Origin of the sequence: Sphingobacterium sp. UBA1897 (assembly GCF_002337775.1) — a bacterium.
Taxonomy (GTDB): Bacteria; Bacteroidota; Bacteroidia; order Sphingobacteriales; family Sphingobacteriaceae; genus Sphingobacterium; species Sphingobacterium siyangense.
Window position 1 is genome coordinate 454,735 of sequence record NZ_DDGR01000018.1, and the last position, 25,835, is coordinate 480,569.

The following is a 25,835-nucleotide window of genomic DNA, read 5'->3' on the forward strand; positions in this document are numbered from 1 at the left end:
TTCAATACATAATGAAAGTCGTTCAATTTACAGTTCCGGTTGTTTACCAAGGATCTATTTGTGTGCAGGAAGACATTCTGCCTTCATTCTATAGCAACTATCACCGACACAAGGAAATCCAACTGACCTACATCCTGAAAGGGCGGGGAACCTTTATGATTGGCAACTTTACACATAGTTTTGAAGAGGACGAGATCTATATCGTTGATGCGGATGAACCGCATATGTTCAAAACGGGGGAAGATATAAGGGATGGCATTCATGCCATCCATATTTTTTTCGACTACGAACATTTTAAACCCTTTCTGGATTTCCCTGAATTCGATGATGTTAAGTATTTCCTGGAACACATCAACGTCAGTAAAAAATTGGATGCGGAGCATTCCGTCGCGTTGAAAGAAAAATTTGTACAGATTAACGTGAGTGCGGGCATAGATCGTCTCCTCTCGTTTGTGAAGCTGATTAATTTTTTAAGTAAAAAAGTAGATCAATGGACTTCGCTGTATACAGGTATTCCACAAAAGAAGTTCTCAGATGCCGAAGGATTGCGAATCAATGAAATATTCCAATATACTTTCCAGCATTTTGGAGACAAGATTTCCTTGGAAGATATAGCAGCGGTAGCACACATGACACCACACGCATTTTGCAAGTATTTTAAGAAACATACCCGGAAAACCTATGTTACCTTCCTCAATGAAATCCGGATTGAACGCGCCTGTAAAATGTTGATTGACGAATCTTCGGAAAGTGTTTCTAATATCGCTTTTAAAACAGGGTTTAACAATGTTGTCAATTTCAATCGGGTGTTCAAGAAAATAACCAAACTGTCGCCGAGTGAATATGTACAGGAACATCGTATGCGCGACTAGGTTGTTTGGCGGATGTTACTATGCCGTTTAATGGAATAGTCTATGGAGATTTCCGAGCTATAGCTGGATCCTCATACCGTTGATTTTTGGTGGGCTCCCCTCCACGGAAATCGGAAGAATGGTTTTGTTGACAATATCGGAGAAAGACTCGTCAATAAAATTTAAAAATAGCAGGTGCTAAAATGGTATTTTTGAGTTCTAACGATAACCATTCCGATGAATAAAAATCTATTTATTGCACTCCTAGTTTTATGTATATCTGCGCTGCAGCTTCGGGCCCAATCTTCTCTTTTTAAGATCGATACGCTGCAATACCAAGGAACGGATAAGCATATTGTCAATTTGGTCATTTTGGGGGACGGTTACACCAAAGCACAGCTGGATGATTACGCTGCCGATGCCAAGCAGTTTACCAACTATTTTTTCTCGATCGAACCCTTCAAACAATACAGCAGTTTTTTTAATGTGTTTGCTATTCGTACGATCTCCGAGGAATCTGGTGCAGTGCACGACTGCAAAGCGGGTGACTGTGTGCATGGTGAAACCGATCTGAGTAAATATCCCCCACGTTACAATAAGTTTACACGGGATCATGCTGTTCCGATTGCTCATCCGAACACGATTTTTGGAAGCAGCTTTGACAATGGTGGTTTACATCGTTTGGTTGTACCGCAGAAAAATGATCGTATTGAAGAGGTCTTGAAAATGCATACCCCAAATTATACACAGGTCGTTGTGCTGGTCAATTCCCCATTTTATGGTGGTTCAGGAGGAAAATGGGCAACTTCTACGGTTAATTTTAAGAGCAATGACATCGCGGTGCACGAAATTGGACATTCCTTTGCCCAGCTTGCGGATGAGTATTGGGCTGGTAATCAATATGCCATTGAGTCTGTAAATCGCTCACAATCGGCAGATGTAAAGCAGGTCCCCTGGAAATACTGGCTTGGAAAAGACGGAGTTGGTATTTACTCTTATGGTGGTAAAGGCTCGCCCTCTAACTGGTTTAGACCACATGAATATTGTAAAATGCAATACCTGGTAGCTCCATTTTGTCCCGTTTGTCAAGAGCAATTTGTTGCTTCCATCAAGAAGAAGTCAAGTCCATTTATTCAGGTAAAACCTGCCCTCGATAAGCCGATTACCTTAGATAGTGTTCAGAAGTTTTCGCTACGTTTGGCAAAACCTTCTCCGAACACCTTTAAAATGTCCTGGTTGTTGAATGATCAAACAATTGCGACCGACATTGACTCGATTTACCTCGATCCGGGAATGCTAAGCGTTGGAGCGAATACGTTGAAGGTGATGATTCAAGATACGACAAATCTATTACGTAATCCATCCTATGTCAACCATCGAGACTCGGTTGTATGGACATTTAATCAGGTAAAATTGATTGATTTAGCGATACCATCGACCAGATGGGGCGATACATTGGAAACCTGTTATGGTGGTGCTCAGGTGCTTACAGTAAAGCATCCTATTGCCGGACTTGAATATCGCTGGTATGATGCCGCCACAGGATTTTGGGAAGAAACGGGCAATAATATTTTTTTGCAAAATATTGTGGAGTCAAAAGTGTACCTCGTCCGTGGTATTTGGGATGACCGGGTTTCCGAGAAAACAAAAGTTTACATCAACACATTGGACGAAATTGATAAGCCAAAGAATATTCAGGTTAAAATCGACAAGAAGAAAAACACAGTACAATTGACGGTAAAAGATAAAGTCGATACGCGTTATAACTATATCTGGTTGAATGAAGAGGGGAATCCGATTTATGAATGGGACGAATTTAATGGGGAGTATGTACGTCCAACAGGGGTGAATAATGTGCTCAAAATGAAATTAACAACCTCTTCTGGAAAGATATACGTTCAAAAAATAGATAAAGAGACCACTTGCAAAAGTGAGAAAACGATTGTAACTTTTTAGTTATACTGTTGGAGTGAAATGATTTATAAGTTAATTTTAATCTGCCGGTTAATTAACTTATAAATCATTTATATTTATGAAAAGAAAATCCAAGTCAACTTGGGGAATTCTTTCATGTGTATTCATCCTGGTTTTAGCCGCATTGCCTTCGTGCAAAAAGCATGCAAAACTTCCCGATGAAAACGATGAAACAATTCATGCGGTAAAATTCAAAGTCAAGGATTTTGAAGCGATTGTTACTCCTCTAAAAAAACAATCAACCACGGCAAAACGAGCTGCGCTGAGCGGAGCTTCTTCCGAAAACGAATTGCTGTATCATTGGACCTTTGATAACAGCGATGTTGTTCCCGAAAATGCACTTGATGATGCCGTTGTGATCGATTACAACAATGGAAAGACAGACTATGATTTTTTAGGCGGTTGGCCTGCAACGGGAAAAGCCATTAGTTTCAAAGGTGGTAAAGAGATCCTAGTCAAAATCCCTGCCACAGGTATTCATTCGCTGGGTAGCTGGACCTTTGATTGCAATAGTTCGAGTACAGGACCAAGGGCACTGCTTTTGAGTTATTCCCTGGATAAGGGGAATAGTTTTTTGATGCTCTCGGATACAATCAATTATCCATCGAATGTGTCACTTTCAGCCAAAATCCCTGTGAGTGCATCATTGGCAGATATTTCGTTTGGCAACAGCAAGGAGCTCTGGTTGAAAATTTCATTATTTGCCGGTAGCAGGGATGGAGGAGCGGGTTACAGCCCAACGACTGGTACATTCAAGATGGATAACTTGATGGTTTACGGACAAGTCAACCCGGCCGCTTTGCCTAGCAAATTTTACTACCATGTGTTTGATGCAAAATCGAAGGCTATGATCAAATCGGGCGTACTTAATTCGCAGGAAGCTTTCGATGTTGAATTGCCGAACGGAACCTATTACCTAAGTCTGATTGCTAAAAATTCGACATTGCCGCTGATCCTGGCAGGGGCGGTGGATTTTGAGCACTTTTATGCGACGAATGCTTTTTCAGAACAATCTGCAGAGTTATTTGCTAGCCGGGATACCTTTGAGGTTAAAGGGGCTATGGAACGGGTCCTAAACTTAAGTCGGATCTACAGTGAGGTCAAGTTGACTTTTACAGACAGCGAAGATCTGAGCGCAATTGATAGTATTCAGGTGAAGCAGCTTCATCCTGTGTTTCATTATTATCCTTTTATGACGCATAGTAACGACCAGGTTGATGAAAGTCTTTTGACGGTTATCCCACATTTTACGGCAGCTGATCAAAGTTTTTCGTTCAACCAATTTATGGGCTATTATCTCAACAATACCGCTATTAAATATCAGTTCCAAGTTTTCAAGGAAGGTAAATTGCTGCGTACATTTGAACTGGAAAGCGAAATCCGAAATAATGTTCAAATACAGTTTAAGGGCAAATTGCTGGAGACTGCCAATGGGAATTTGGGTTTTCAGATCGTGAAGAATGAACAGTGGGACGATCATATTGTGATAGAATACTAGCACAGTTATTGTACTTAGCATCTAGCCGCCCTACATCTATTAAAACAAAAAGGTGTCCAGCAATGGACACCTTTTCTGTGATAGCATATTGGCTATATCAATTTTTTTAGCAAGGTATTCCAACCAGCCAAGTCATTCAATATTTTTTCAAGATCGGCAATGGCAACACGTTCCTGTGCCATCGTATCACGGTGACGGATGGTTACGGTGTTGTCTTCCAATGAATCGTAATCGACTGTGATACAGATTGGTGTTCCGATTGCATCTTGACGACGGTAACGTTTTCCAATGGCATCTTTTTCGTCATATTGAACGTTGTAATCCAATTTTAGTGTATTTAGGATCTCACGTGCTTTTTCTGGTAAACCATCTTTTTTGGTCAATGGTAAAATTGCAGCTTTTACCGGTGCCAATGCTGGTGGAAATTTCAATACAACGCGCGAATCTTGTTTTTCTGCTGTAGAAAGATCTTCTGTTACCAAAGAGTTACATAATACAGTTAAGAAAAGGCGGTCCAATCCGATTGAAGTTTCAATGACATATGGAATGTAGTTTTGATTGATCTCCGGATCAAAATATTGCATTTTCTTTTTAGAAAATTCCTGATGTTGTTTCAAGTCAAAATCTGTACGGGAGTGGATACCTTCAACTTCTTTGAATCCGAATGGGAAGTTGAATTCAATATCAACTGCAGCATTTGCGTAATGCGCTAATTTATCGTGGTCGTGGTAACGGTAGTTTGATGAATCGAAGCCCAATGCCAAATGCCATTTCAAGCGTGTCTCTTTCCATTTGTTATACCATTCCAATTCAGTACCCGGGCGGCAGAAAAATTGCATTTCCATTTGCTCGAATTCGCGCATACGCATGATAAACTGGCGGGCAATTACTTCGTTACGGAAAGCTTTACCAATTTGGGCGATACCAAAAGGAATTTTCATACGTCCTGTCTTTTGAACGTTCAGGAAGTTGACGAAAATACCTTGTGCGGTTTCAGGACGAAGGTAAACCTGATCAGCTCCATCTGCCATAGCACCCATTTGGGTTGCAAACATCAAATTAAATTGACGTACTTCAGTCCAATTTTTGGTGCCTGAAACCGGACATACGATATTATGTTCTTCAATGATGGTTTTCAGTCCAGCTAAATCGTCTGCATTCAATGCGGTATTCAAAGCGTCTAATAGGGCAGCAGCTTCAGCTGTCTTACCATCTGCCTCATAACGTGCAATCTTATCTTCGATCAATTGATCGGCACGGTAACGTTTTTTTGAATCCTTATTGTCGATCATTGGGTCGTTAAAACCATCAACGTGACCAGATGCTTTCCATGTTGTTGGGTGCATGAAAATTGCGGCATCAATACCAACAATGTTTTCGTGCAATTGCACCATGGATTTCCACCAATAAGTCTTTAGGTTGTTTTTTAATTCCGAACCCAATTGACCATAATCGTAGACGGCACTTAATCCGTCATATATTTCGCTCGATTGAAATACAAAACCGTATTCCTTCGCGTGTGATACTACACTTTTGAAAAAGTCGTCTGTCTGTTTGCTCATAAGTGGCAAATATAGATATTAGTTTTAGATTTTAGATATAAGATTCTTGATAAGAGGTATTCTTTAAATGCCTAAATCACGGATCTGCTGGGACGCATTTTTGTTATCTACTTTTTTGATGATATGTTGGATAATGCCATCTGCATCAATCACAAAAGTGGTACGTGCTGTGCCCATATACTTTTTGCCATACATGTTCTTTTCGACCCATACACCATAGGCCTCTACAAGGCTCTTGTCTTCATCTACAAGCAGCTGAAAAGGAAGCTCATGTTTGCTGATGAATTTTTGGTGCGATGCTTCGCTGTCCACACTTACGCCTATGATTTCAAAACCATCTTTTTTCAAAGACTGATAATTGTCTCTGAAATTACAGGCTTCCGTGGTGCAACCTGGTGTATTGTCTTTTGGATAAAAATATAAAATAACTTTTTTCCCTTTAAAATCTGAAAGATGGACTGTTTCACCATGTTGATTTTTTGCACTGAAATCCGGTGCTTTCTGTCCTATTTCTAGTGTTGCCATATTACATTGTATTTAGTCGATTAAGATACGATTAATCTCTTGAACCCCCTGATTTATTGCTAAAAATTAGGGATCTACCTTATAAAAGAAGCTTCGTATGTCTTTAAATTCCCTTTGTTGTCTTTCACTTCGAGTTTAAACGCATGTCGGCCACTGCTTAAGTCGGGTTCGAAGTCGTGCCAGATATGTCTCGTTTTAGGGTCATATTTCATCAAGGCCCATTTTCCATCAATATAAGCGTCAAAAGTATCTATTCCAGAGAGATTGTCGCTGATTGTAAAGTCAATGGATTGCTGTCCACTCACATTCTTTCCATCGGTCAGGTTACGTGCCACAATATTCGGTGCAATGGTGTCAACAGCAACATAAAAACCGCCAAACTCGCGTACATTGGCCACGACCCAACCGTTCTCATATTTACCTCCCTGTGCTCCACCGTCGGAGGAAACAATCAAAGCCTTGTCATAAAGATTTTCAGACAAGCTGTAGTCTGGTTTGATCATGAGCTTGTAATATCCGAAGACCGGTGTATAAGCGTTGTGGATATAGTGCATTGCTGAGTAGCCCTTTGCAGGTTTTGCTCCCTGCGAATAATTGAAGTAAAGGTCGTCATACAATATATTTTTGCTCATATAAACCCGAGCATTCTCCGCTTCATATTTGTTCTCGTCAGCATAGTGGAACATTTTGAGGCCTGTAGCACCTGTACGGCTGATGGAAAGTGAAGGGTTATTCTGCACCTTAAAATTCAATTCGCTCGTATTCCCTTGAACATCCTTGACAACATATTTTACCTCATGCACCTCATTGTCTTTCAATTCGATTTTTCCCAGGTTGTCCAGGTGTTTATAGATGTTGATCGGATTGTTTGGGTCTTTAAAACTTTTTTGAACGCGTACACCGGACTTTTTTAAGTAGGGGTAGTCGACGTAAGACTGGATCGCACGGGTCTGATCAAAAGGGATTGATTCAAACAACACCGTACTGATGTTTTTGTTGTCCAAGAAAAGTTCGATCGAGTAGACACCATACGTAAATGAGATACCACTGCGTTTATCAACCGTGTTAATGCCTAGCCCAAAGGTGCCATTCACAGAGATAGGGGCGTTTGTTGCTAAACTATAATTGCCGCTACCAACAGATCTGATGGTTTGATGCCTGCGGGGCGTATTTTCATCAAACAGTTCGGAGCCTAAATCATAGACCGTCATGCCGCGGATGATCGGTTTTACACCATCCGGAAAGAGCAGCCCGAACAATTGTGGATTGAGGGGTAGCTGCGCTTTTGTGTCACGGATTTCAAAATGAAGATGTGGACCTGCAGACCCGCCTGTATTGCCCGAATTTGCAATAAACTCGCCTTTTTTCACCGGGACCTGATTTGGTTTGAGGAATACATCGACATCAAAACGTTTCTGCTTGTACTGCTCATCTTTGATGATTTTAGCAAGATCCGAATTGAAACTTTCTAGGTGCATGTATACCGAGGTGTAACCATTGGGGTGATCAATATAAACATAATTACCACCACCACCTATCTGTACCCTGACGCGGGATACAAAACCTTCCGCCGCTGCATGCACAGGAATATTGATGCGTTGTTGTGTCCGGTAATCGTCTCCACCATGGAAATGCGTTGCGCGCAATTCGCCGAACGATCCTGAAGCCTGCGGCGCAATGTCCATGGGCCGTACAAAATAGTTTTGTGGATAATTGCGGCTTTTGATAATATCTTGCCCTTGGCTTAGGCCTGCCATACAAGTGAGGAGGGCCAGTAATGCTATTCTTTTTTTTGTCATAAGATGTCCCAGCTTATTTAATTTTACAGCTAAACATCTTCTGTTCGCCGATGAAACCTTCCAATAAATCGCCGATGGCTACAGAGCCGACACCAACAGGCGTACCCGTGTAAATGAGGTCCCCTTTGCGGAGGGTAATAAATTTGGAGGTATACACAATCAGATCTTCGTAGGAGAAAATCATGTCCTTGGTATTTCCCTGCTGAACTGTTTGCCCATTTTGCTGCAGGGAGAACTCAATCGAGTTCACATCTGCAAGCTCTTCTTTAGGAATCAAGTTGCTTATCACTGCAGAATGGTCAAATGCTTTTGCCAATTCCCAGGGAAGGCTTTTTGCTTTTAGTTCTTGCTGTACATCCCTTGCGGTGAAGTCAATTCCCAGGCCGACAGCATCGAAGTATGTTGATGCAAATTTTGGGGTGACATGTTTCCCTTCTTTACAGACCCGGAGGACAACTTCGGTTTCGAACTGAATATTTTTGGAGAATTCCGGGTAATAGAAATCTTTGTTATCCTTTAATACCGCAGTATCAGGTTTTAAAAATATAATGGGATTCTCTGGGACTGGATTATTGAGCTCTTTCGCGTGGTCGATGTAATTGCGACCGATTGCAATTATTTTCATGATATAAATTTTTAAGGCAATGAAGCTTTCAGATTTCTTGCGAACCCATGAGCTCGGTTTTCATCGCGTGAACGTTTGAGGCGGTATTAGAAAGTACTATATGCTATTTGTGAATTACCTACACTTGGCCGGAATGCGCTATGCTAACGAACGTAATGGCTATCTTCTAAAAGCTTGTCGTGCATTCATACTCGGTATACATTAGTTTTCGTTTACCACAACAAACTTAATAAATGTCCAAAGCTTATCCAAAAATGAAGGAAAACAACTGCTTTTGTACATACTATCAAAGTAACTATTTACATAGGGTTTAGTTAGGGTTAGCTTAGGGTTTAGTTAGGGTTTGTTTAGGTATAACCTAAATAAACCCTAACTTAAACCTAGCTAAATTCTAATTTATTGCTAAACTAAGTGAAACATCGATAACTATTATTTGTTAGGGTGTAAAATAGATCCCGCAATTACAATAAAAAGGTTAAAAAATGGCAATATTAGAAGATGGTCCAAATGGTGGATTTCGAGGTAAAGTAGGTTCAGTATATGGCTACAATCTCAATGGAAAATGTGTTATACGGGGGGCGAGGAAGAAAAGTACCAAACCACCCACTGCCGCGCAATTGGCTCATCGTCAGAAAATAAAATTGGTAAGTAAGTTTTGTGGCTGGATAAAGCCTATTGTTAACTTTGGGTATCAATTTGAAGAAACTAAAAACTCCGGACGAGGGAAATTTCAACTTGCACAGCAGCATATTTTCAAAAATGCGCTTGATGTGGATGTCGAAAATAAACCAGTTATTAATATGGAAAAAGTGCAGGTATTTGTCGGGGAGCTCGTGTCACCCGAAGGTGTTCAGGCTCGCTGGGAAGATGATCTGTTGAAATTATCGTGGATACCGAACCCAAAATACAGGGATAGCATGTTTAAATTAAATGTGGCCTTAGTCAGTTTAGATCGGGAGGGCGACCTCAAAATGGCCGTCGCGGACGCAGCGCAGGGGGAGTGTACGGTTGACATCGCGACATTTAGAAAGGATAAATTTGATTATCATGTCTACATCGGTTTTTGGGATACTTATCATGGGAGGTTTTCAAATTCGGCCTATTGTGGCGTCATTTAATAGGATTTTTCCACCTACTTGTGTATCTTTAACACTATGAATAAAATACAGGCGGTATTGTTCGATCTGGACGGTACGTTAATTGATTCGGAATATTTCTATTTCAAAAACTGGGCACCTATATTAAAACAGGAATTTAACCTTCAGATCAACTATGAAGATTGGATTCGCGATTTTGCTGGACATACTTTAGCACATAATGTCAAGCGTCTTACCGAGGACTATGGCTACGACGTGACGGAAGAACATATGTGGAAGCGTACACGTGCGGCTTATGCCGATTCTAATATGAGCGATATTGAATTGATGCCTGGAGCACGAGAAATTTTAGCTTTTTTGAAAGCAGAAGATATCCGTATTGGGCTTGTGACCTCGAGTTATAGAAGCACAGTCGATACTGTTTTGGGCAAGCACGAGCTTTTGGATTATTTTGAGTTTTTTGTCACGCGTGAGTGTGTGGAGCTGCCAAAACCCAATCCGGAACCTTATCGTTTGGCATTGACACATCTGGGTCTACCAGCCGACCGCTGTGTGGCTATTGAGGATACGTCAACAGGAAGTACATCGGCATTGGGAGCAGGGACGCAGTTGATTGCAGTTACGAAGCAAGAGGTAGAACGTGCTAGACTAACAGCTGTTGATAACATTGTGGAAAACTTATCTGAGGCGAAAGCCCTGTTGGCGCAATGGATTTGAGGGTTGTAAAATAATTTAATCGTTTTAGCATTTGTATTTTTATTCGGATATATGTAATATTACCGAATTGTAAAGGGAACTCTGATTATGAACCGTAGAACCGCAATAAAGCAATTTTTCATTATAGCTGGCGGACTGACAATTTTGTCGTCCTGTCTGAATGATGGAGGTGCATCAATTGTATTAAATAAGCTGAAGATTTCGGCGGAAGATGAGCAATTTTTGGGCGATCTGGCTAACATCCTGATTCCGAAATCGGATACACCGGGAGGAAAGGATCTGAACCTGCATCTTTTCGTCATCAAAATGGTAGATGACTGTGAGTCGCCAGAAAATCAGGCTAAATTTGTCGCTGGTTTCAACAAGTTGCGAAAACAGTTGAATTTAAAAAATAACAAAGAGACTGAGACCACTTTGGCGGGGTTAAAAGACCAAACCGACGAGAAGGCTTTTTTTGAGACCTTCAAATCGCGTGCAATTCAGGGGTATATGAACTCAGAATACGTGATGAAGAATAAGGTGATCTATAAACTTATTCCGGGTCCGTACAATGGTGCGGTAAAAGTTAAGGCATAAATAGCACATGGCAAATCTAAATATTGACAGTGAAAAAAACAGAACCTACGATGCGATCGTGATCGGTTCGGGAATTAGTGGCGGTTGGTCCGCAAAAGAGTTGTGCGAGAAGGGCTTGAAAACATTGGTTTTGGAACGCGGACGTGATGTGCAACATATCAAGGATTACCCAACCACCAATATGATGCCTTGGGAGTTTGAACATCGGAATGAAATGCCTTTCAAAGTAAAAGAAGAAAATCCGATTGTCAGCAAATGTTATGCATTCCATGAAGATGCAGCCCATTTTTTTGTAAAAGACAAGGAACACCCTTATATTCAAGAGAAACCTTTTGACTGGATCAGAGGCTATCAAGTTGGCGGCAAGTCGTTATTATGGGCGAGACAGACGCAACGTTGGTCTGACTTTGATTTCGAAGGGCCAGCGAGAGATGGTTTTGCAGTAGATTGGCCGATACGTTATGCTGATTTAGCACCTTGGTATGCTTATGTCGAAAAATTTGCCGGTATTGCAGGTAATCACGATGGACTTCCTGAATTGCCAGACGGCGAGTTTCTGCCAGGGTACCCCTTAAATATTGTCGAGAAGTATTTTAAAGAAAGCGTCCAAAAGAAATTTCCGGAGCGCAAAGTGATTTCAGCACGTTGTGCACACTTATCTAAACCAAATCAGATTCACATCGAACAAGGACGTGTACAGTGTCAGAATCGCGTACTTTGTCAGCGAGGATGTCCTTTTGGTGGATATTTCAGTTCCAATGCAACGACAATTCCTTGGGCGGCCAAAACCGGAAATATGACGCTACGCCCATTTTCAGTTGTTCATTCGATTCTCTATGATGAACAAAAGGGAAAGGCAGTGGGTGTACGTGTTATTGATACCAATACAAAAGAGGAAATTGATTTTTATGCCAAACTGATTTTTGTCAATGCGGCTGCAATCAATACGAATTTGATCTTATTGAATTCTAAATCGAACCGTTTTCCAAATGGTTTGGGTAATGATAGTGGTGTGCTCGGAAAATATGTTGCCTTTCACAACTATAGTGCACGCATTTATGCAGAGTATGAAGGGATGTTGGATTTTACGGCCGAAGGGCGGAATCCCGCAGGTGGAGGGTATATTCCACGTTTCAGAAACTTGCACAAACAGGAAACGGACTTTTTAAGGGGCTATGCCGCCGGTTTCGGAGCTTCGCGTAGTAAAGAGTCGGATCGTTCGGGTTTAGGGCTAGATCTGAAGAACAATTTGTTGAATCCTAAATTAGGTGTTTGGCAGGTTGGATCTCACATGATGGGTGAAACGATACCCAAAGAATCAGGAATGGTTTCATTGGATAGCAGTAAGAAAGATGACTGGGGTATTCCATTGTTAAAAATTGCTGTCGATTATGATGAGAATGATGAAAAAATGAAAAAGGATTACATCGCTGTCATGACGGAGATGTTTACGGATGCTGGCTTCACAAACATTCGCCCGGATTCACACTGGCAGGCTCCAGGTTTGGATATCCATGAAATGGGCGGTGCACGTATGGGGCACGACCCGAAAACTTCGGTATTGAATAAATGGAATCAGATGCATGCTGTGAAAAACGTTTTTGTCACAGACGGTGCAAGTATGACCTCGACATCAACACAAAATCCTTCATTGACCTATATGGCATTTTCGGCACGATCTGTCGATTATGCGATTAACGAGATGAAGAAAGGAAATATTTAGTTTACAGGGGAAAGGTTTTGAAAATAAATCTTTCCCCTGTAAAATTAAAGTGCTATCTTTCCACCTGAATAGCACGTTAAAACCAAGAAAGAATAACCAAAAAGGAAAACAATAACGAATAAACAATTAATGAACCAATAAGTAATCGAAAAAAAGCAATTAAAAAACCAAAATAGGGAAACCAAAAAATTTTACAACAAAAGCAAAAGCGATTTAGCAGACTTTATTGCAAATTCTATGCGGCAATAATACCATAGACATTTGAACCCAGACGTTTTCTGTTAAGTGAAAGCAATGGAATATAGCAGGCAATTTTAAGAAAGTAGATCGATTTTAAAACTATCAATTAAGGGAAACTAAATTAAACTAGACGTTCTAAGTATCTTTTTGCTAAAACGTTTTTATAAACCAAATCACTATTAATATGAGCAAAGTTGACGTAAAATCACTTGCGCAGCTTGGGAAAAAATCAAAGTTATTTTTCTCATTGGCTGTCATTGCTGGTACTTTCCAACAAGTCAATGCCGCGGTCGGAACTTCAGCCAATTACGATGGAAAATCCTTCGTAAAAGAAGTAAACCATGTGCAGCAGCAAGTTAAAGGAAAAGTATTGGATGCTACTGGAAAACCAATTTCAGGAGTTAACATCGCCGTTAAAGGTACTTCAAAGGGCACACAATCTGATGCTTTGGGTAATTTTACATTGGATGCTAAAGCGGGGGATGTATTGGTGGTTTCTTCCATTGGTTATAAAGCCAAAGAAGTCACTGTTTCCGGGGCAACTGTTTCTGTACAATTGGATGATGATCAGAGCCAATTGGACGAAGTTGTCGTTGTGGGTTATGGTACAATGCGTAAATCTGATGTAACAGGTTCCATTGCTATGGTTAAAGGAGCCGACATGATCAAAGATCAGAACTTTAGTCCCTTGGATAACTTAAGAGGTAAGGCTTCGGGGGTTAATATCTTTTCTAATTCGAGCCAACCTGGTGCTTATGCGAACCGTGTGGTCATTCGTGGTGTGGCCACAATCAATTCATCATCCAATCCACTGTATGTCGTGGATGGGGTTGTGATGGAAGACTTTCAGTTGTTAAATCCGAATGATATCGAGAATATCGAGGTATTGAAAGACGCATCTTCGGCAGCGATCTACGGTGCACGTGGTGCAAACGGGGTTATCTTAGTAACGACAAAACGCGGAAATAAAGATGGATCCAGAACAATTAACTATCAAGGTTCAGCTGGTGTAAGCTCTGTTCAACGGTATATGGATTTATTGAATGGACAGGAATGGGTAGATGCCTTTATGATCGGCTTGGAAAATGAAAATAAGTATCAAGGAAAATCCTGGTCCTTGGATAAAAAGACCTGGTTTAATGATCCTAACTATTTTGATGCCAATGGTAACCCTTTGTATAATACAGATTGGCAGCGTGAAGCAACGCGTACAGCCATTTCACATAATCATCAGTTAAGTGTACAACAAGGCGATGATAAATCATCTGTTGGGGCTTTCTTAAATTATACCGATCAACAAGGTGTAATGAATAATACCTGGAATAAACGGGTAAATGCAAAAATGGCCTATGATGCTAAACCAACTTCTTGGCTGTCTACGGCGATTAATTTAACCGTTAACCATACTTGGGGACGTTATACACCAGAAGATGGTGGCGGACAGGAGGCACGTCGTACCATGATTGAAATGCTTCCTTGGTATCCTGTGTACGATAAAAATGGACAATATACATTTTCATCATCTTCGACTGTTTCAGACAAATTAGGGTTTGAAGGAATGGCTAATCCGGTGTCTATTCTAGATTTGCAAAAGAGGATGCGTTATAATACACAGATATTTGGTAATGCGGCACTAACATTTCATTTGGCCGATGGTTTGGATCTTAAGACACAATTGGGGATAGATAATCATAAAAAAGCGTATAAAGGCTATTCTTCCATTACCTTGAATAATATCTCTAGACCAAATGGCTGGGCTGAAATGAACAATACCAATACCCTGTATTGGCAAGAAGAGACTTATCTTACCTATAATAAGCAATTTGATAAACACCGCATTAATGCTATGGCAGGTTTATCCTGGCAAGAAAGAACTTACGACTTCAATAGTTCTAGAACCGAAGGCTTTTTCGACGATGCTTATGAGTATAATAATATGGGAATTGGAATTACACCATCGACACCAGGGTCTAGCTGGAACAAATGGGCTATGAATTCCTATTTCTTAAGAGCAGCTTACTCCTATAACGATCGTTACTCGGCGACAATTACAGGACGTTATGATGGATCATCCAAATTCGGTAAGAATAATAAATATGCTTTCTTCCCATCTGCTGGTTTCGCATGGAATGTGTCGAATGAGGACTTTCTGAAAGACAATACCACAGTTAGCAATTTAAAGGTCCATACAAGTTACGGATTAACAGGTAACTCGGAGATTGATCCGTACAGGTCCCTGGCAATTGTTGATGCCGGAACGATATTGCTAAACAATTCAAGAGCTCCATATTCCTTTGTGAATTCTATTTCGAATCCAAATCTGAAATGGGAAAAAACCGCTCAGGTTGATGCTGGAGTTGAATTGGGCTTATTTCAAAATCGTTTAAATTTTGATGTGTCTTTCTATCATAAGAAAACGACCGACTTGCTCCTGGATGCGCCAATTCCAACCGCATCAGGATTTAGTACAGTGATGAAAAATATCGGATCTGTGCAAAATCAGGGTCTAGACATTATGATTAAGGGAACAATTATCAATAAGGAAGACTTTAGCTGGAATGCTTCACTTAATGCCAATTACAATAAAAATAAGGTATTGAAATTAGGTGAGAACAATGCCGATATTCAGATGAATAGCTGGGTAGGCGGTGCTAATAGTGTTATCCGTGTTGGTGAGAACTTAAATAGTTTTTATGGTTACCGAAGATTAGGGGTATATACTCAAGCCGATGTAGATGCCGGAAATGCTACGCTGAGTCAAATTGGACGTGCAAAAAGAACGACTGAGAAAGAGATTATCGGTAAAGGATTGCCCGATTGGACAGGCAGTTTTATCAACAATTTAAAATATAAGAATTTTGATTTTACCTTGGACCTGCAGTTTGTTAAAGGTGTAGATGTCATGCAACAATTCTTCCATTCAACGTATGACCGTTTCGGTATTACCAATGGTTTGAAAAATATCTTGACCGATGCGTACAATGGCTCAAATCCAAATACGATGGAACAAGCTATTTACTTGACCAATAATGGACATGCCGGACAAGATACCAATGTGGATGATGCTTGGGTAGCTGATGGTTCGTATTTACGGGTTAACTTAATTCAGTTGGGATATACGTTCAATCCAGAAGCATTGCAACGTATCGGTCTAAAACGTGTTAGAATATACGCAAATGCAAATAATCCGTTTTTATTCACTGCAAAAGAATTTTTAGGATACGATCCTGAAAGTACTTCACAGGGAGAGAGTAAGTTTGGCCAAAATATGACATTTTTCTCTTACCCAAGAGCAAAAACCTTTTCATTGGGTCTGAACGTAACATTTTAAAAATTAGAAAATAAGGAAATGAAAAATAAATTTTTTATGTTGTTAATGCTTGGATTAAGTCTTACAACATCATGTAATAAATTTTTGGAAGAGGATCCGCAGTCTAATTTGTCCCTAGACGGGTATTACGAGAATCCGGCACAAGCACAAGCTACGGTAAACTCATTATATAGAAGAGGTGCTCCACAACGTTATTCGGTTGCAGGAAGCGCTTATATTGGACCAGCAGCTTCGGTGAATACCATGTTGACAGGCTATTTTACCAATAGCTATGAGGGGCAGGAACGAGTATGTTTATTTGCTAGACAGTTAACTAGACAGCAAAATACAAACCTGATCACCGGCTCAATGAACACCATTTGGGATGAAAGTTATAAAGCAATTAATATTGCAAACGCCGGAATAAAATATATTCCTACTATCTCATTTGTTTCCCAAGATCAGCAAAAATCCTTATTAGCAGAAGCGAAGTTTTTTAGAGCCTATAACTACTTTTATCTGGTTAAGACGTTTGGTGCCATTCCGCTCAGCACAACGCCTGTTGAAACATTAGAAGATAATCTCTATTTAGAAAGAACAGAGGTTGCGAAAGTGTATCAGTTAATCGAGACTGATCTTAAAGAAGCTGTACAAGATTTACCTGCTAAAACGTTTGCTGATAATGGACATCGAATTACAAAATATGTAGCGGCCATGACATTGGCTAATGTTTATTTACAAGAAGGCAAGTATAGTGAAGCTGCAGAGATGGCAAAAATTGTTGTCAATTCTGCTCATAAAATGACTGAAAATGTCGATCTTAAAATGAGTAGCGCTTATAATAAATTGCGTACAACGGATGATTTAAGTGAAGTGATTTATGCACAGGAATATGACGCAACAATTAGCACAAGCAGCTGGTGGACAACTTATGCATTTAGTTCTTCGGCAACATCCGTGTTTGATAAATATTCGATATTTGAACGTGTTTTTGGGCCTACAAAGCAATTTTTAAATGTCTACGATACGAAAGACCTGCGGATTCAACCAAATCAGTTTTTCCATTGGAAATATACAAACCCGGTGAACAACAAGACCTGGGAATCTACGGAAGCCGGCATCTGGTATTATTTTGATGAGCAAGCAACTACTGTTACTGGTCGAGGAACCAAAGACTGGAACTTCTACCGTTATCCTGAGGCCTTGCTTATAGCTGCAGAAGGAATCGCTAAAACATCTGGTGTGAGTGCCGAGGCTGCAGGTTATTTAGCTCAGGTAAAAGCACGGGCAAATACCGAAGGAAAATCAGTTGCTGCTTATACAACCGAATTGCAAACATTATCAGCAGATAATTTCGTGAAAGAATGCTGGAAAGAGCGTCTCCGCGAGTTCCCATTGGAATTTAAAATGTGGGACGATATTGTTAGAACTAAAATGTTCCCTGTAATTTCAACGACTGAGGCTGGTAAAGTCGATTTCGTGCCATTGATTGGAGCTAAGAACGGATCTGGTGCAACATTCAAAGAAACAGATTTATTATGGCCAATTTCTCCTGATGAAATTCAGCGCAATAATAAATTGACACAAAATGCAGGCTATCAATAGTCTTTAAAATCTGAGTTTAAAATGGCCATCAATTGATGGCCATTTTTTTTATAAACAATGGCTAAAGCAATCTAGTGACAATAAATGGAGCAATTATTTGTTTAGGTAACATCTATAGCGACACTGTTTAAAATTTTTAAAAAACCTTTTCCCTTTAAAATTAAAATCCTATCTTGAATCCACAATCAAACACTTAAACTAAAAACAATAACCAAAAAGAGAAAAATCAACAAAACATATAATTTAGATAAAATCACATTCGCTTTTTTTTCTTCAAATAGCAAAACCGATTTTGCTTTGTTTTTTACAATGATTATATACTGAGTTGTTCCAGCTTAGGGGCATTTTTACGTTTTTTTTAAAATAAATAATTAATAGACTGCCAGATTTAATCTATTACGATAGAGATGGGGATCAGGTATTCGTATTAATTATTGAAGATGATACTAATTAAACATGATCGTTTAAGCTTATCAAAGCTAAAACGTTTTATAAACCAAAATCACTAGTTATATGAGCAGAATCGATTTAGAATCATTTGCCCGCTTAACGAAAAATACCAAGCTGTTTTTTTCGTTGGCTATTATCGCAGGTACGATACATCAGGCAAATGCGCATGTCATCGCCAAGAGGGAAGACCCAAAAGAGACCTTTACCTATAAGGTCGCTAAGTTTCAGGGTTTAATTAAAGGAAGGGTACAGGATGCAAAGACTGGAGAAGGGGTCTCCGGTGTTTCGGTTACCGTCAAGGGATCAGCAAAAGGTACAACATCGGATGGCCAGGGTAATTTTGCCCTGCAAGCCAAGATAGGAGATGTCCTGGTCGTGTCGTCCATTGGTTATCGAACAAACGAAGTCAAAGTAATAGGAAATGCCCCGATTGATATTCGACTATCCGCGACAGAAGACCAATTGGAGGAGGTTATTGTTGTCGGTTATGGTACGCAAAAGAAAAGTGAAGTGACTTCAGCAGTGGCCTCTGTAAAAGAAAAGGATTTCAATCAAGGTGGTATGCGCAACCCAATGGATCTGGTGCAAGGTAAAGTTGCCGGGCTAAACGTGACGAGAACCCAGGGCAGTAATCCAAATGCTGGTTCGGATATCCAATTGCGGGGTATGGCCTCCATGAAAGGTGGAAACTCCCCGCTGATTGTCATTGATGGTATTCCTGGTGGAAATCTAGATTTGATCAAGCAAGGAGATATTGAATCTATTGACGTGTTAAAGGACGGATCTGCAGCCGCTATTTATGGGACGCGTGGTAATGGTGGTGTAATTTTAGTGACCACTAAAAAAGGCAAATCCGGAGAGCCGCGATTTGAATATTATACCTATGGTCAACATGAGTCTGTAGCAAAGAAACCTTCCATGCTGAATGCACAGCAATTTAGAGACTATGTAGTCAAGGGGCAGAATAAACCTGATCTTGACCTGGGTGCATCAACAGATTTATATGATGAATTGATCAATAAAGGTAATTTTTCAACATTCCATAATTTTGTTGCCAGCGGTGGTGGCGATAAATCCAACTACCGTGCTTCAATTAACTATGAAAATGCCGTAGGTATTGCAAAACAGAATGGACGTCAGCAATTTGGCGGTCGTGTCAATTTTTCCCAAACTGGATTAAAAGATCGATTGACTTTCTCCGGTAATATTGCTGCCAATTTCAATAAAGCAGATCTTTTGGGTGGAAAACCGGAATATTTCGAACAGGCAATCCAGCGCAATCCAACTGCTCCACTATACAATCCCGATGGAAGTTTTTACCAAACCCAGGGTTATAATAATTTTAATCCGCTGGATCGTATGGCCAACCGCGTAGATCAACGCAATCAGGAAACTTTTTCGGGAGACGCCCGTATGAAACTCAAGATTATAGAACCATTGAGCATCTCAGCCTTCGGATCCTATCTTAGAAATAATTGGAACGATCGTCAATATCGGTCGATCAAAGATTGGGACCAACGCCAAAATTCTGAGTATCAGGGTATGGGCTATGCCTGGAAAAGAAATGAGTTAAATTGGTCCAAGACCTTTGAAACAACAATTGATTACAACCAGACATTCAATGAAAAGCATAATATAACGGGTTTACTCGGTTACAGTTTTCAATATAATGGTTATGAGCGGTTTGAGATGTCCAATAATGGTTTTACAACAGACGCTTTTCAAGACTGGGATATGGGAAGTGGTACGGCTCTGACAAATACAAAACTTCCGCGACCATCGATGGGATCATTTAAGGAAGACAATAAACTGATTGCCTTTTTTGGACGGGTAAATTATAATTATGACCAAAAGTATTTTGTGAGTGCAATTCTCCGTCGGGAGGGCTCCTCACGATTTGGTGCTAATCATAAATGGGGTAATTTCCCGGCGATTTCTGCGGGATGGACCATTACCAATGAAGACTTTTTCTCCAATAAAGAGCTTGTCAACAATCTGAAGCTCCGTGTGGGGTATGGGGTAACCGGTAATCAGGGTTTCCCGAATTACAATTCATTGATCTTGTTGGGAACAGGCGGGGTATATCCGCAGGATGGCATCTATTATCAAACGTATGGACCGACACAGAACCCCAATCCAGACTTAAAATGGGAACAAAAAGCCGAATTGAATATCGGGCTTGATTTTGGTTTGTGGAATAACCGACTAACAGGATCTCTGGATGTCTATAATCGTAAAACCAAAGATTTATTATACCAATATAAGGCGCAACAGCCAGCCTATGTGAGTACAAACATTTGGTACAATGTAGGCGAGGTTTCGAATAAAGGTGTTGAATTGCAATTGTCTGGAGTTCCAATTCAAAAAGAAGATTTTAAATGGACGGTGGATTTTGCCGGAAGTTATCAAAAGAATAAACTCGTTACCATGTCCAATGATATCTTTAAAAGTAATTGGATGACTTTTGGCGGTCTGCCTTCTCCAGGTAATCTCGGAGATGCCATTCGTCTTGAAGAAGGCGGTGAAATTGGTTCCTTCTATGGAAAACGTTATGCGGGTCTGAATGATGCTGGAGAATGGCTCTTCTATAAAGCCGACGGCTCCAAGGCTACCATTGCTGATATAAATGATAATGATCGCGCCTATATTGGAAATGGTGTTCCCAAATTCAATGCGTCGCTAGGTAACCGGTTTGCCTATAAGGGCTTCGATCTGACCGTGTTTTTCAGAGGTAAATTTAAGTATGATATCTTAAATACAGCGGATATGTTCTTTGGTAATCAAAAATGGTTGCCTAATAATGTGTTCGAAAGTGCTTTTACTAAGCATGCCGACCTTAAACAGGATCCACAGTATTCGGATTACTACCTCGAGAACGGAAGTTTTGTGAAACTGGATAATATTACATTGGGATATAACTTTAAACTAAAGACCGATTATATCAAAAGTCTGTATGTATATGCAACTGGAAGAAATATTGCAACCATGACCAAATATACGGGGATTGATCCGGAGCTGCAGGATACAGGTTTTGAAGCAGGGATTGATTCGCGCAGTTTCTACCCAAGAACAAGATCTTGGACAATTGGTTTAAATGTTGGATTTTAAAATAGTAAGGTTATGAAAAAAACAAATAAATATTTATGTTCCATCCTGAGCGCTGTTACCTTAGGTATCTCTTTTAGTTCCTGCACCAAGTTGGATGAGACAGTCTATAGTCAGATCAAGGATGATAATTTTTACAAGAATAAACGGGAGGTTATGCAAGCTGCGCTCCGCCCTTTTACGCATATGCAGGCCTGGCTTGCACCCACAGGAGGAAATGGCTTTTATTATCATTCCGAATTAAGTGCCGATCAAGTGGCCTGGCCGCAAAAGGGGCGCCATGGATATGACGGTGGAGACCATATCCGGCAGCACTATCATACCTGGACAAGCAATGAAAGCCGGCTGCGTGGGGCCTGGGAGTTGATGTGGGGTGGCGTTGGCTATGTCAATAATGCTATTCAGGATATTGAGAAACTGGATATTACTAAAATTGCCGATTTGACGGAGGAAGAGCGCACTCAGATACTTGTGCAATTAAAAGTAATGCGGGCCTTCCACTATATTAAAATTATGGATCTTTGGGGCAACGTCCCTATCGTGACAAAGGTTGCTGATCCAATTAACCCTGAAACCAAACCGAGAACAGAGGTTTTTGCATTTGTGCAGAAGGAACTGGAAGAAAATGTGGGTAAGTTGCCTAAAACCTCGGCCAGTAATATCGGTCAGGTATCTATGGCTGCGGGTTATGCCATGCTGGCTGAACTCTATCTCAATGCCGAAAAATGGTCGGGTAAAGCAATGAATGATGAATGTATCGCTGCTTGTGATAAGATTATTTCCGGACAGGCTGGCGGCATTGGAGGGGCTCCCAAATTGAGCTCTGATTTGAATGCATTGTTCAGTAATACCAATTCGGCGAATCCGGAATCCTTATTTCAATTTCAATATAGCAGACAGGCGGGGTTTACATTCGATTGGTCGGGATTCTATATGAGTTATGACTATATGAAGGAAGTGCTCAAAGTTGGCTACGGTGGATGGAATGCATTTGTTGTTATCCCTACCGCATTTAGTGCCTATGCTGAAAATGACTTGCGGAAGAAAGAATGGTTTTTGTTTGGACCACAATATAAATACGGCACCACTACGCCTGTATTGGGGACGGAAGAGTATTCAGGTAAACCGCTGGTGTTTGTCAATTCGATCCGCAGAGAAAGCGAAGGTGATAAGACTTCAGAAGGTGGTATGACAAAAGGAGAGGAGAATTCTGGCGCTCGTTTTAATAAATATAAATCAGGTACCCTGGACGATGCCAACTACTGGGAGAATGATTATATTATTTATCGTTTAACGGAGATCTATTTCGATAAAGCCGAAGCCCTCATGCGTAAGAATGGTGGGAAAGCCAGTAGTGAAGCTGTGGAATTGGTCAATGAATCCAGAAAAAGAGCATTTAGCATGGCTGATTGGCCTGTGGCGCAGTATACTGTCGCTACATTGACGCTGGATGAATTACTGGCGGAACGGGGACGTGAATTTATTTTTGAAGGAAAGCGTCGGACAGATCTAATCCGATTCGGAAAATATATATCCGGATCTTGGTGGGATCATAAAGCTACGAACGATAAGAATAAAGAACTTTATGCGGTACCGATGGATCAATTGGCAATCAATCCCAATTTAAAACAAAACCCTGGTTATTAATGTTCAGGAATAGTAGATGCCGCATAGGCATCTACTATTCTTTTACCTAAAACACATGAAAAGATATTTTACGTTGTTTCTTTTGAACTTTATTGGTGTAACCTTATTTGCACAAAAAAATAATTTTCAAAACTATGCTATCCAAACTTTAGATAGCATCTATAGCAAGTTTGGAAATACCAAGAATCAGCTCTTGGCTGAAAAATATCCCTTTGATGAAAACTTCAAAGCTGATTATCTGGATAATAATCAACAGGCAGCACAGCAAAAGAAATATGCTTATCTATGGCCTTTCTCGGGTAGTTTCTCGGCTGTAAATGCCTTGATGGAATTACCAAAAACAAAAAAGGCATTTCAGTTCATACTTGACAAAAAAGTCCTGGTGGGCTTACAGGAATATAGAGATGAAAGTAGATCGCCTATTGGCTATGCTTCTTATTTAAATACAGCTCCTCCCTCGGATCGTTTTTATGACGATAATATCTGGTTGGGTATCGATTTTACAGATAGCTATATCCATACAAAAAAAATAAACTACCTGACTTCGGCCAAAGAGATCTGGAATTTTGTAAAGAGTGGGCAGGATGATAAATTAGGTGGTGGCGTATATTGGTGTGAACAGAAAAAAGAATCTAAAAATACGTGTTCGAATGCACCAGCAAGTGTATTTGCACTTAAATTATTTATGGCAACCAATGATAGGTACTATCTGGAAGAAGGGGAGCGTCTTTATGAATGGACAAAAAGAAATCTTCAGGATCCCGAAGATAAGTTATATTGGGACAACATGCAGCTCAATGGAAAGATTGGAAAAGCTAAGTTTTCGTACAACGCCGGACAAATGTTGCAGGCAGCTGCATTGCTTTATAAGTTAACGAAAAATAACCGGTACCTCGCGGATGCACAACAGATGGCTGAGGCATGTTTCGGCTATTTTTTCGAAACGGAAGAGAAATTGAATTTTCCAAAATTGAAAAATAGCAATTTGTGGTTTCATGCTGTTATGATGCGTGGTTACATAGAGCTCGCTGTAGTGAATGGCGACCAAAAGTACCTCACAGTGTTTGCGAAGAATCTTGAATTTGCCTGGCAGCATATGCGCGATAAAGAAGGGCTTTTCAGCCCAGACTGGACCCTGAAAGATCAGCATAAATCGAAATGGCTGCTCGATCAATGTGCTTTTGTCGAAATGTACGCACGGTTGGCAAAAGCTGGGTATTAAAATCGATGTAAAACGGTATAAGGTTAAGACGCTGAAAATAATTTTTCAGCGTCTTTTTTTTGTTCTGTAACATATTGGTTAGAGAGATTAAATAATGTTTACTTAACATAATAGACACTGTAAGATTTCTATTTTTGAAATAGGTCAACTTATTATCAGCGTGATTTGTAAAATATGATCGATAAACCTTGAGCTAGCATGTGAACGATTCATTGGATAGGCGGAACATCAGGTTATCTATTCTGGATACAAGAAAGCTTGAGTAGGTTGCGTACTCATTGAATACCAGGTTATTTTATTATGAAACCATCATGATTTATTCAATCACATTAGGGAATGAATAAATCTGATAGCTTCATCGCAATTGAAAAAACAAATTTATACAGATGAAAATTAAAAATCTATTATTACCATTGATCGTACTGGGGCTATCCACAAGTGCTGTGTCGGCACAGAGCAAAAAGATCAAACACGTTGTTTTAGTTGGTTTTGACGGTTTTGGAGCGTATGCTTTACCAAAAGCGGAAATGCCAAATCTTAAAAAAATAATGCAGGAGGGGACATATAGTACACATGTACGTACCGTATTACCCTCCTCTAGTGCTGTAAACTGGGCTTCCATGATTATGGGGGCTGGTCCTACCGCACATGGGTATACAGAATGGGATAGCAAGACGCCCGAGATTCCTTCTACAGCCAAAACAGCAAACGGAATGTTTCCTTCTTTATTTAATGCCGTTGCCAGCAAGAATCCCAAGGCACAGTTTGCTGTGGTACATAGCTGGCCGGGTATAGGCTATTTGATCGACAATAAAGTCGTGCAAAAAATCATTAACACCAAGGATGATGATGAAGCGGCATTGAATACCGCCGTGGATATCATAAAAAAGGAGAAACCGACGATTACTTTTGTGCATTTCGACCAACCTGATGGTGTAGGCCATAATATCGGGCACAATACACCGGAATACTATGCTGAACTAAAACAGGTTGACAGACGTATTGGCTCCTTACAGCAAGCTGTAAAAGACGCAGGAATTGCAGACGAAACAATTTTTGTTATTGCTGCGGATCATGGCGGTACCGGAAAAGGACACGGTGGTAAATCGCTGGCCGAGGTAGAGATTCCTTGGGTAATGACCGGACCCGGTGTGCCAAAAGGAAAAGAAATCAAGGAAACTTTGATGATTTATGATATCGCACCTACGTTAACATGGTTGCTTGGTGCACCGCTTGATGCCGCTTGGCGCGGATAGGTGATCAAAGCATTCCAACAATAGTTGTTGCCCGTCAAACAAAAAGCCCCAAA

Annotated in this window: 17 protein-coding genes; 13 read left to right on the plus strand and 4 right to left on the minus strand. The window is 40.3% G+C overall.

Features of this window, described 5'->3' with window-relative positions:
* Positions 1–11: 11 nt before the first annotated feature.
* The 3 genes from B4N43_RS10165 (at position 12) to B4N43_RS10175 (ending at position 4,323) form a co-directional block, all read left to right on the plus strand.
* The gene (locus B4N43_RS10165; protein WP_070570223.1) at positions 12–872 is read left to right on the plus strand and encodes a helix-turn-helix domain-containing protein; all 861 of its coding nucleotides are present in this window, start codon (positions 12–14) and stop codon (positions 870–872) included.
* 216 nt (positions 873–1,088) lie between these two features.
* On the plus strand, positions 1,089–2,807 hold the full coding sequence (locus B4N43_RS10170; protein ID WP_286734499.1) for a M64 family metallopeptidase: 1,719 nt from the start codon (positions 1,089–1,091) through the stop codon (positions 2,805–2,807).
* Positions 2,808–2,883: 76 nt separating this feature from the next.
* Complete coding sequence (locus B4N43_RS10175) at positions 2,884–4,323, plus strand: hypothetical protein (protein WP_286734501.1); 1,440 nt, start codon at positions 2,884–2,886, stop codon at positions 4,321–4,323.
* A 92-nt stretch (positions 4,324–4,415) separates the two neighbouring features.
* On the opposite strand, the gene B4N43_RS10180 is transcribed toward B4N43_RS10175, so the two are convergent.
* From B4N43_RS10180 to B4N43_RS10195, 4 genes are all read right to left on the minus strand, one after another.
* Positions 4,416–5,885 carry a glycine--tRNA ligase gene (locus B4N43_RS10180; protein WP_145327506.1) on the minus strand — a complete coding sequence of 490 codons (1,470 nt, stop codon included), beginning with the start codon at positions 5,883–5,885 and terminating at the stop codon, positions 4,416–4,418.
* A gap of 63 nt (positions 5,886–5,948) precedes the next feature.
* Positions 5,949–6,410 (minus strand): thioredoxin-dependent thiol peroxidase, encoded by a 462-nt coding sequence (gene bcp / locus B4N43_RS10185; RefSeq protein WP_145327507.1) that lies wholly within the window; start codon positions 6,408–6,410, stop codon positions 5,949–5,951.
* A 74-nt stretch (positions 6,411–6,484) separates the two neighbouring features.
* Positions 6,485–8,209 carry a M23 family metallopeptidase gene (locus tag B4N43_RS10190; protein ID WP_286734503.1) on the minus strand — a complete coding sequence of 575 codons (1,725 nt, stop codon included), beginning with the start codon at positions 8,207–8,209 and terminating at the stop codon, positions 6,485–6,487.
* A gap of 13 nt (positions 8,210–8,222) precedes the next feature.
* Positions 8,223–8,834 carry a fumarylacetoacetate hydrolase family protein gene (locus tag B4N43_RS10195; protein WP_286734504.1) on the minus strand — a complete coding sequence of 204 codons (612 nt, stop codon included), beginning with the start codon at positions 8,832–8,834 and terminating at the stop codon, positions 8,223–8,225.
* Positions 8,835–9,316: 482 nt separating this feature from the next.
* On the opposite strand from B4N43_RS10195, the gene B4N43_RS10200 reads away from it, so the two are divergent.
* The 10 genes from B4N43_RS10200 to B4N43_RS10245 all read left to right on the plus strand — a co-directional run bounded on the left by B4N43_RS10200 (position 9,317) and on the right by B4N43_RS10245 (position 25,782).
* On the plus strand, positions 9,317–9,952 hold the full coding sequence (locus B4N43_RS10200) for a DUF6266 family protein (RefSeq protein WP_286734505.1): 636 nt from the start codon (positions 9,317–9,319) through the stop codon (positions 9,950–9,952).
* Between the two features lie 36 nt (positions 9,953–9,988).
* On the plus strand, positions 9,989–10,648 hold the full coding sequence (locus B4N43_RS10205) for an HAD family hydrolase (RefSeq protein ID WP_070570193.1): 660 nt from the start codon (positions 9,989–9,991) through the stop codon (positions 10,646–10,648).
* A gap of 87 nt (positions 10,649–10,735) precedes the next feature.
* On the plus strand, positions 10,736–11,224 hold the full coding sequence (locus tag B4N43_RS10210) for a gluconate 2-dehydrogenase subunit 3 family protein (RefSeq protein WP_070570191.1): 489 nt from the start codon (positions 10,736–10,738) through the stop codon (positions 11,222–11,224).
* A gap of 7 nt (positions 11,225–11,231) precedes the next feature.
* Positions 11,232–12,947, plus strand: coding sequence for a GMC oxidoreductase (locus B4N43_RS10215; protein ID WP_286734507.1), 1,716 nt, complete (start codon positions 11,232–11,234; stop codon positions 12,945–12,947).
* 424 nt (positions 12,948–13,371) lie between these two features.
* Positions 13,372–16,518 (plus strand): SusC/RagA family TonB-linked outer membrane protein, encoded by a 3,147-nt coding sequence (locus B4N43_RS10220; RefSeq protein WP_286734508.1) that lies wholly within the window; start codon positions 13,372–13,374, stop codon positions 16,516–16,518.
* 18 nt (positions 16,519–16,536) lie between these two features.
* On the plus strand, positions 16,537–18,102 hold the full coding sequence (locus tag B4N43_RS10225) for a RagB/SusD family nutrient uptake outer membrane protein (protein ID WP_088163119.1): 1,566 nt from the start codon (positions 16,537–16,539) through the stop codon (positions 18,100–18,102).
* A 513-nt stretch (positions 18,103–18,615) separates the two neighbouring features.
* Positions 18,616–21,660 carry a SusC/RagA family TonB-linked outer membrane protein gene (locus B4N43_RS10230; protein WP_286734509.1) on the plus strand — a complete coding sequence of 1,015 codons (3,045 nt, stop codon included), beginning with the start codon at positions 18,616–18,618 and terminating at the stop codon, positions 21,658–21,660.
* A 12-nt stretch (positions 21,661–21,672) separates the two neighbouring features.
* Positions 21,673–23,304, plus strand: coding sequence for a RagB/SusD family nutrient uptake outer membrane protein (locus tag B4N43_RS10235; protein ID WP_286734510.1), 1,632 nt, complete (start codon positions 21,673–21,675; stop codon positions 23,302–23,304).
* A 55-nt stretch (positions 23,305–23,359) separates the two neighbouring features.
* Positions 23,360–24,526 carry a glycoside hydrolase family 76 protein gene (locus tag B4N43_RS10240; protein ID WP_286734512.1) on the plus strand — a complete coding sequence of 389 codons (1,167 nt, stop codon included), beginning with the start codon at positions 23,360–23,362 and terminating at the stop codon, positions 24,524–24,526.
* A gap of 386 nt (positions 24,527–24,912) precedes the next feature.
* Positions 24,913–25,782 carry an alkaline phosphatase gene (locus tag B4N43_RS10245; RefSeq protein ID WP_286734514.1) on the plus strand — a complete coding sequence of 290 codons (870 nt, stop codon included), beginning with the start codon at positions 24,913–24,915 and terminating at the stop codon, positions 25,780–25,782.
* Positions 25,783–25,835 lie beyond the last annotated feature (53 nt).

Excerpts from the sequence above, each read along its gene's own strand:
- B4N43_RS10230 (WP_286734509.1), top strand. The coding sequence starts at position 18,616 with ATGAGCAGAATCGATTTAGAATCATTTGCCCGCTTAACGAAAAATACC.
- B4N43_RS10180 (WP_145327506.1), bottom strand. The coding sequence starts at position 5,885 with ATGAGCAAACAGACAGACGACTTTTTCAAAAGTGTAGTATCACACGCG.
- B4N43_RS10225 (WP_088163119.1), top strand. The coding sequence starts at position 16,537 with ATGAAAAATAAATTTTTTATGTTGTTAATGCTTGGATTAAGTCTTACA.
- B4N43_RS10195 (WP_286734504.1), bottom strand. The coding sequence starts at position 8,834 with ATGAAAATAATTGCAATCGGTCGCAATTACATCGACCACGCGAAAGAG.
- B4N43_RS10215 (WP_286734507.1), top strand. The coding sequence starts at position 11,232 with ATGGCAAATCTAAATATTGACAGTGAAAAAAACAGAACCTACGATGCG.
- bcp (WP_145327507.1), bottom strand. The coding sequence starts at position 6,410 with ATGGCAACACTAGAAATAGGACAGAAAGCACCGGATTTCAGTGCAAAA.
- B4N43_RS10205 (WP_070570193.1), top strand. The coding sequence starts at position 9,989 with ATGAATAAAATACAGGCGGTATTGTTCGATCTGGACGGTACGTTAATT.
- B4N43_RS10235 (WP_286734510.1), top strand. The coding sequence starts at position 21,673 with ATGAAAAAAACAAATAAATATTTATGTTCCATCCTGAGCGCTGTTACC.
- B4N43_RS10175 (WP_286734501.1), top strand. The coding sequence starts at position 2,884 with ATGAAAAGAAAATCCAAGTCAACTTGGGGAATTCTTTCATGTGTATTC.
- B4N43_RS10220 (WP_286734508.1), top strand. The coding sequence starts at position 13,372 with ATGAGCAAAGTTGACGTAAAATCACTTGCGCAGCTTGGGAAAAAATCA.
- B4N43_RS10165 (WP_070570223.1), top strand. The coding sequence starts at position 12 with ATGAAAGTCGTTCAATTTACAGTTCCGGTTGTTTACCAAGGATCTATT.
- B4N43_RS10200 (WP_286734505.1), top strand. The coding sequence starts at position 9,317 with ATGGCAATATTAGAAGATGGTCCAAATGGTGGATTTCGAGGTAAAGTA.
- B4N43_RS10245 (WP_286734514.1), top strand. The coding sequence starts at position 24,913 with ATGAAAATTAAAAATCTATTATTACCATTGATCGTACTGGGGCTATCC.
- B4N43_RS10170 (WP_286734499.1), top strand. The coding sequence starts at position 1,089 with ATGAATAAAAATCTATTTATTGCACTCCTAGTTTTATGTATATCTGCG.
- B4N43_RS10190 (WP_286734503.1), bottom strand. The coding sequence starts at position 8,209 with ATGACAAAAAAAAGAATAGCATTACTGGCCCTCCTCACTTGTATGGCA.
- B4N43_RS10240 (WP_286734512.1), top strand. The coding sequence starts at position 23,360 with ATGAAAAGATATTTTACGTTGTTTCTTTTGAACTTTATTGGTGTAACC.
- B4N43_RS10210 (WP_070570191.1), top strand. The coding sequence starts at position 10,736 with ATGAACCGTAGAACCGCAATAAAGCAATTTTTCATTATAGCTGGCGGA.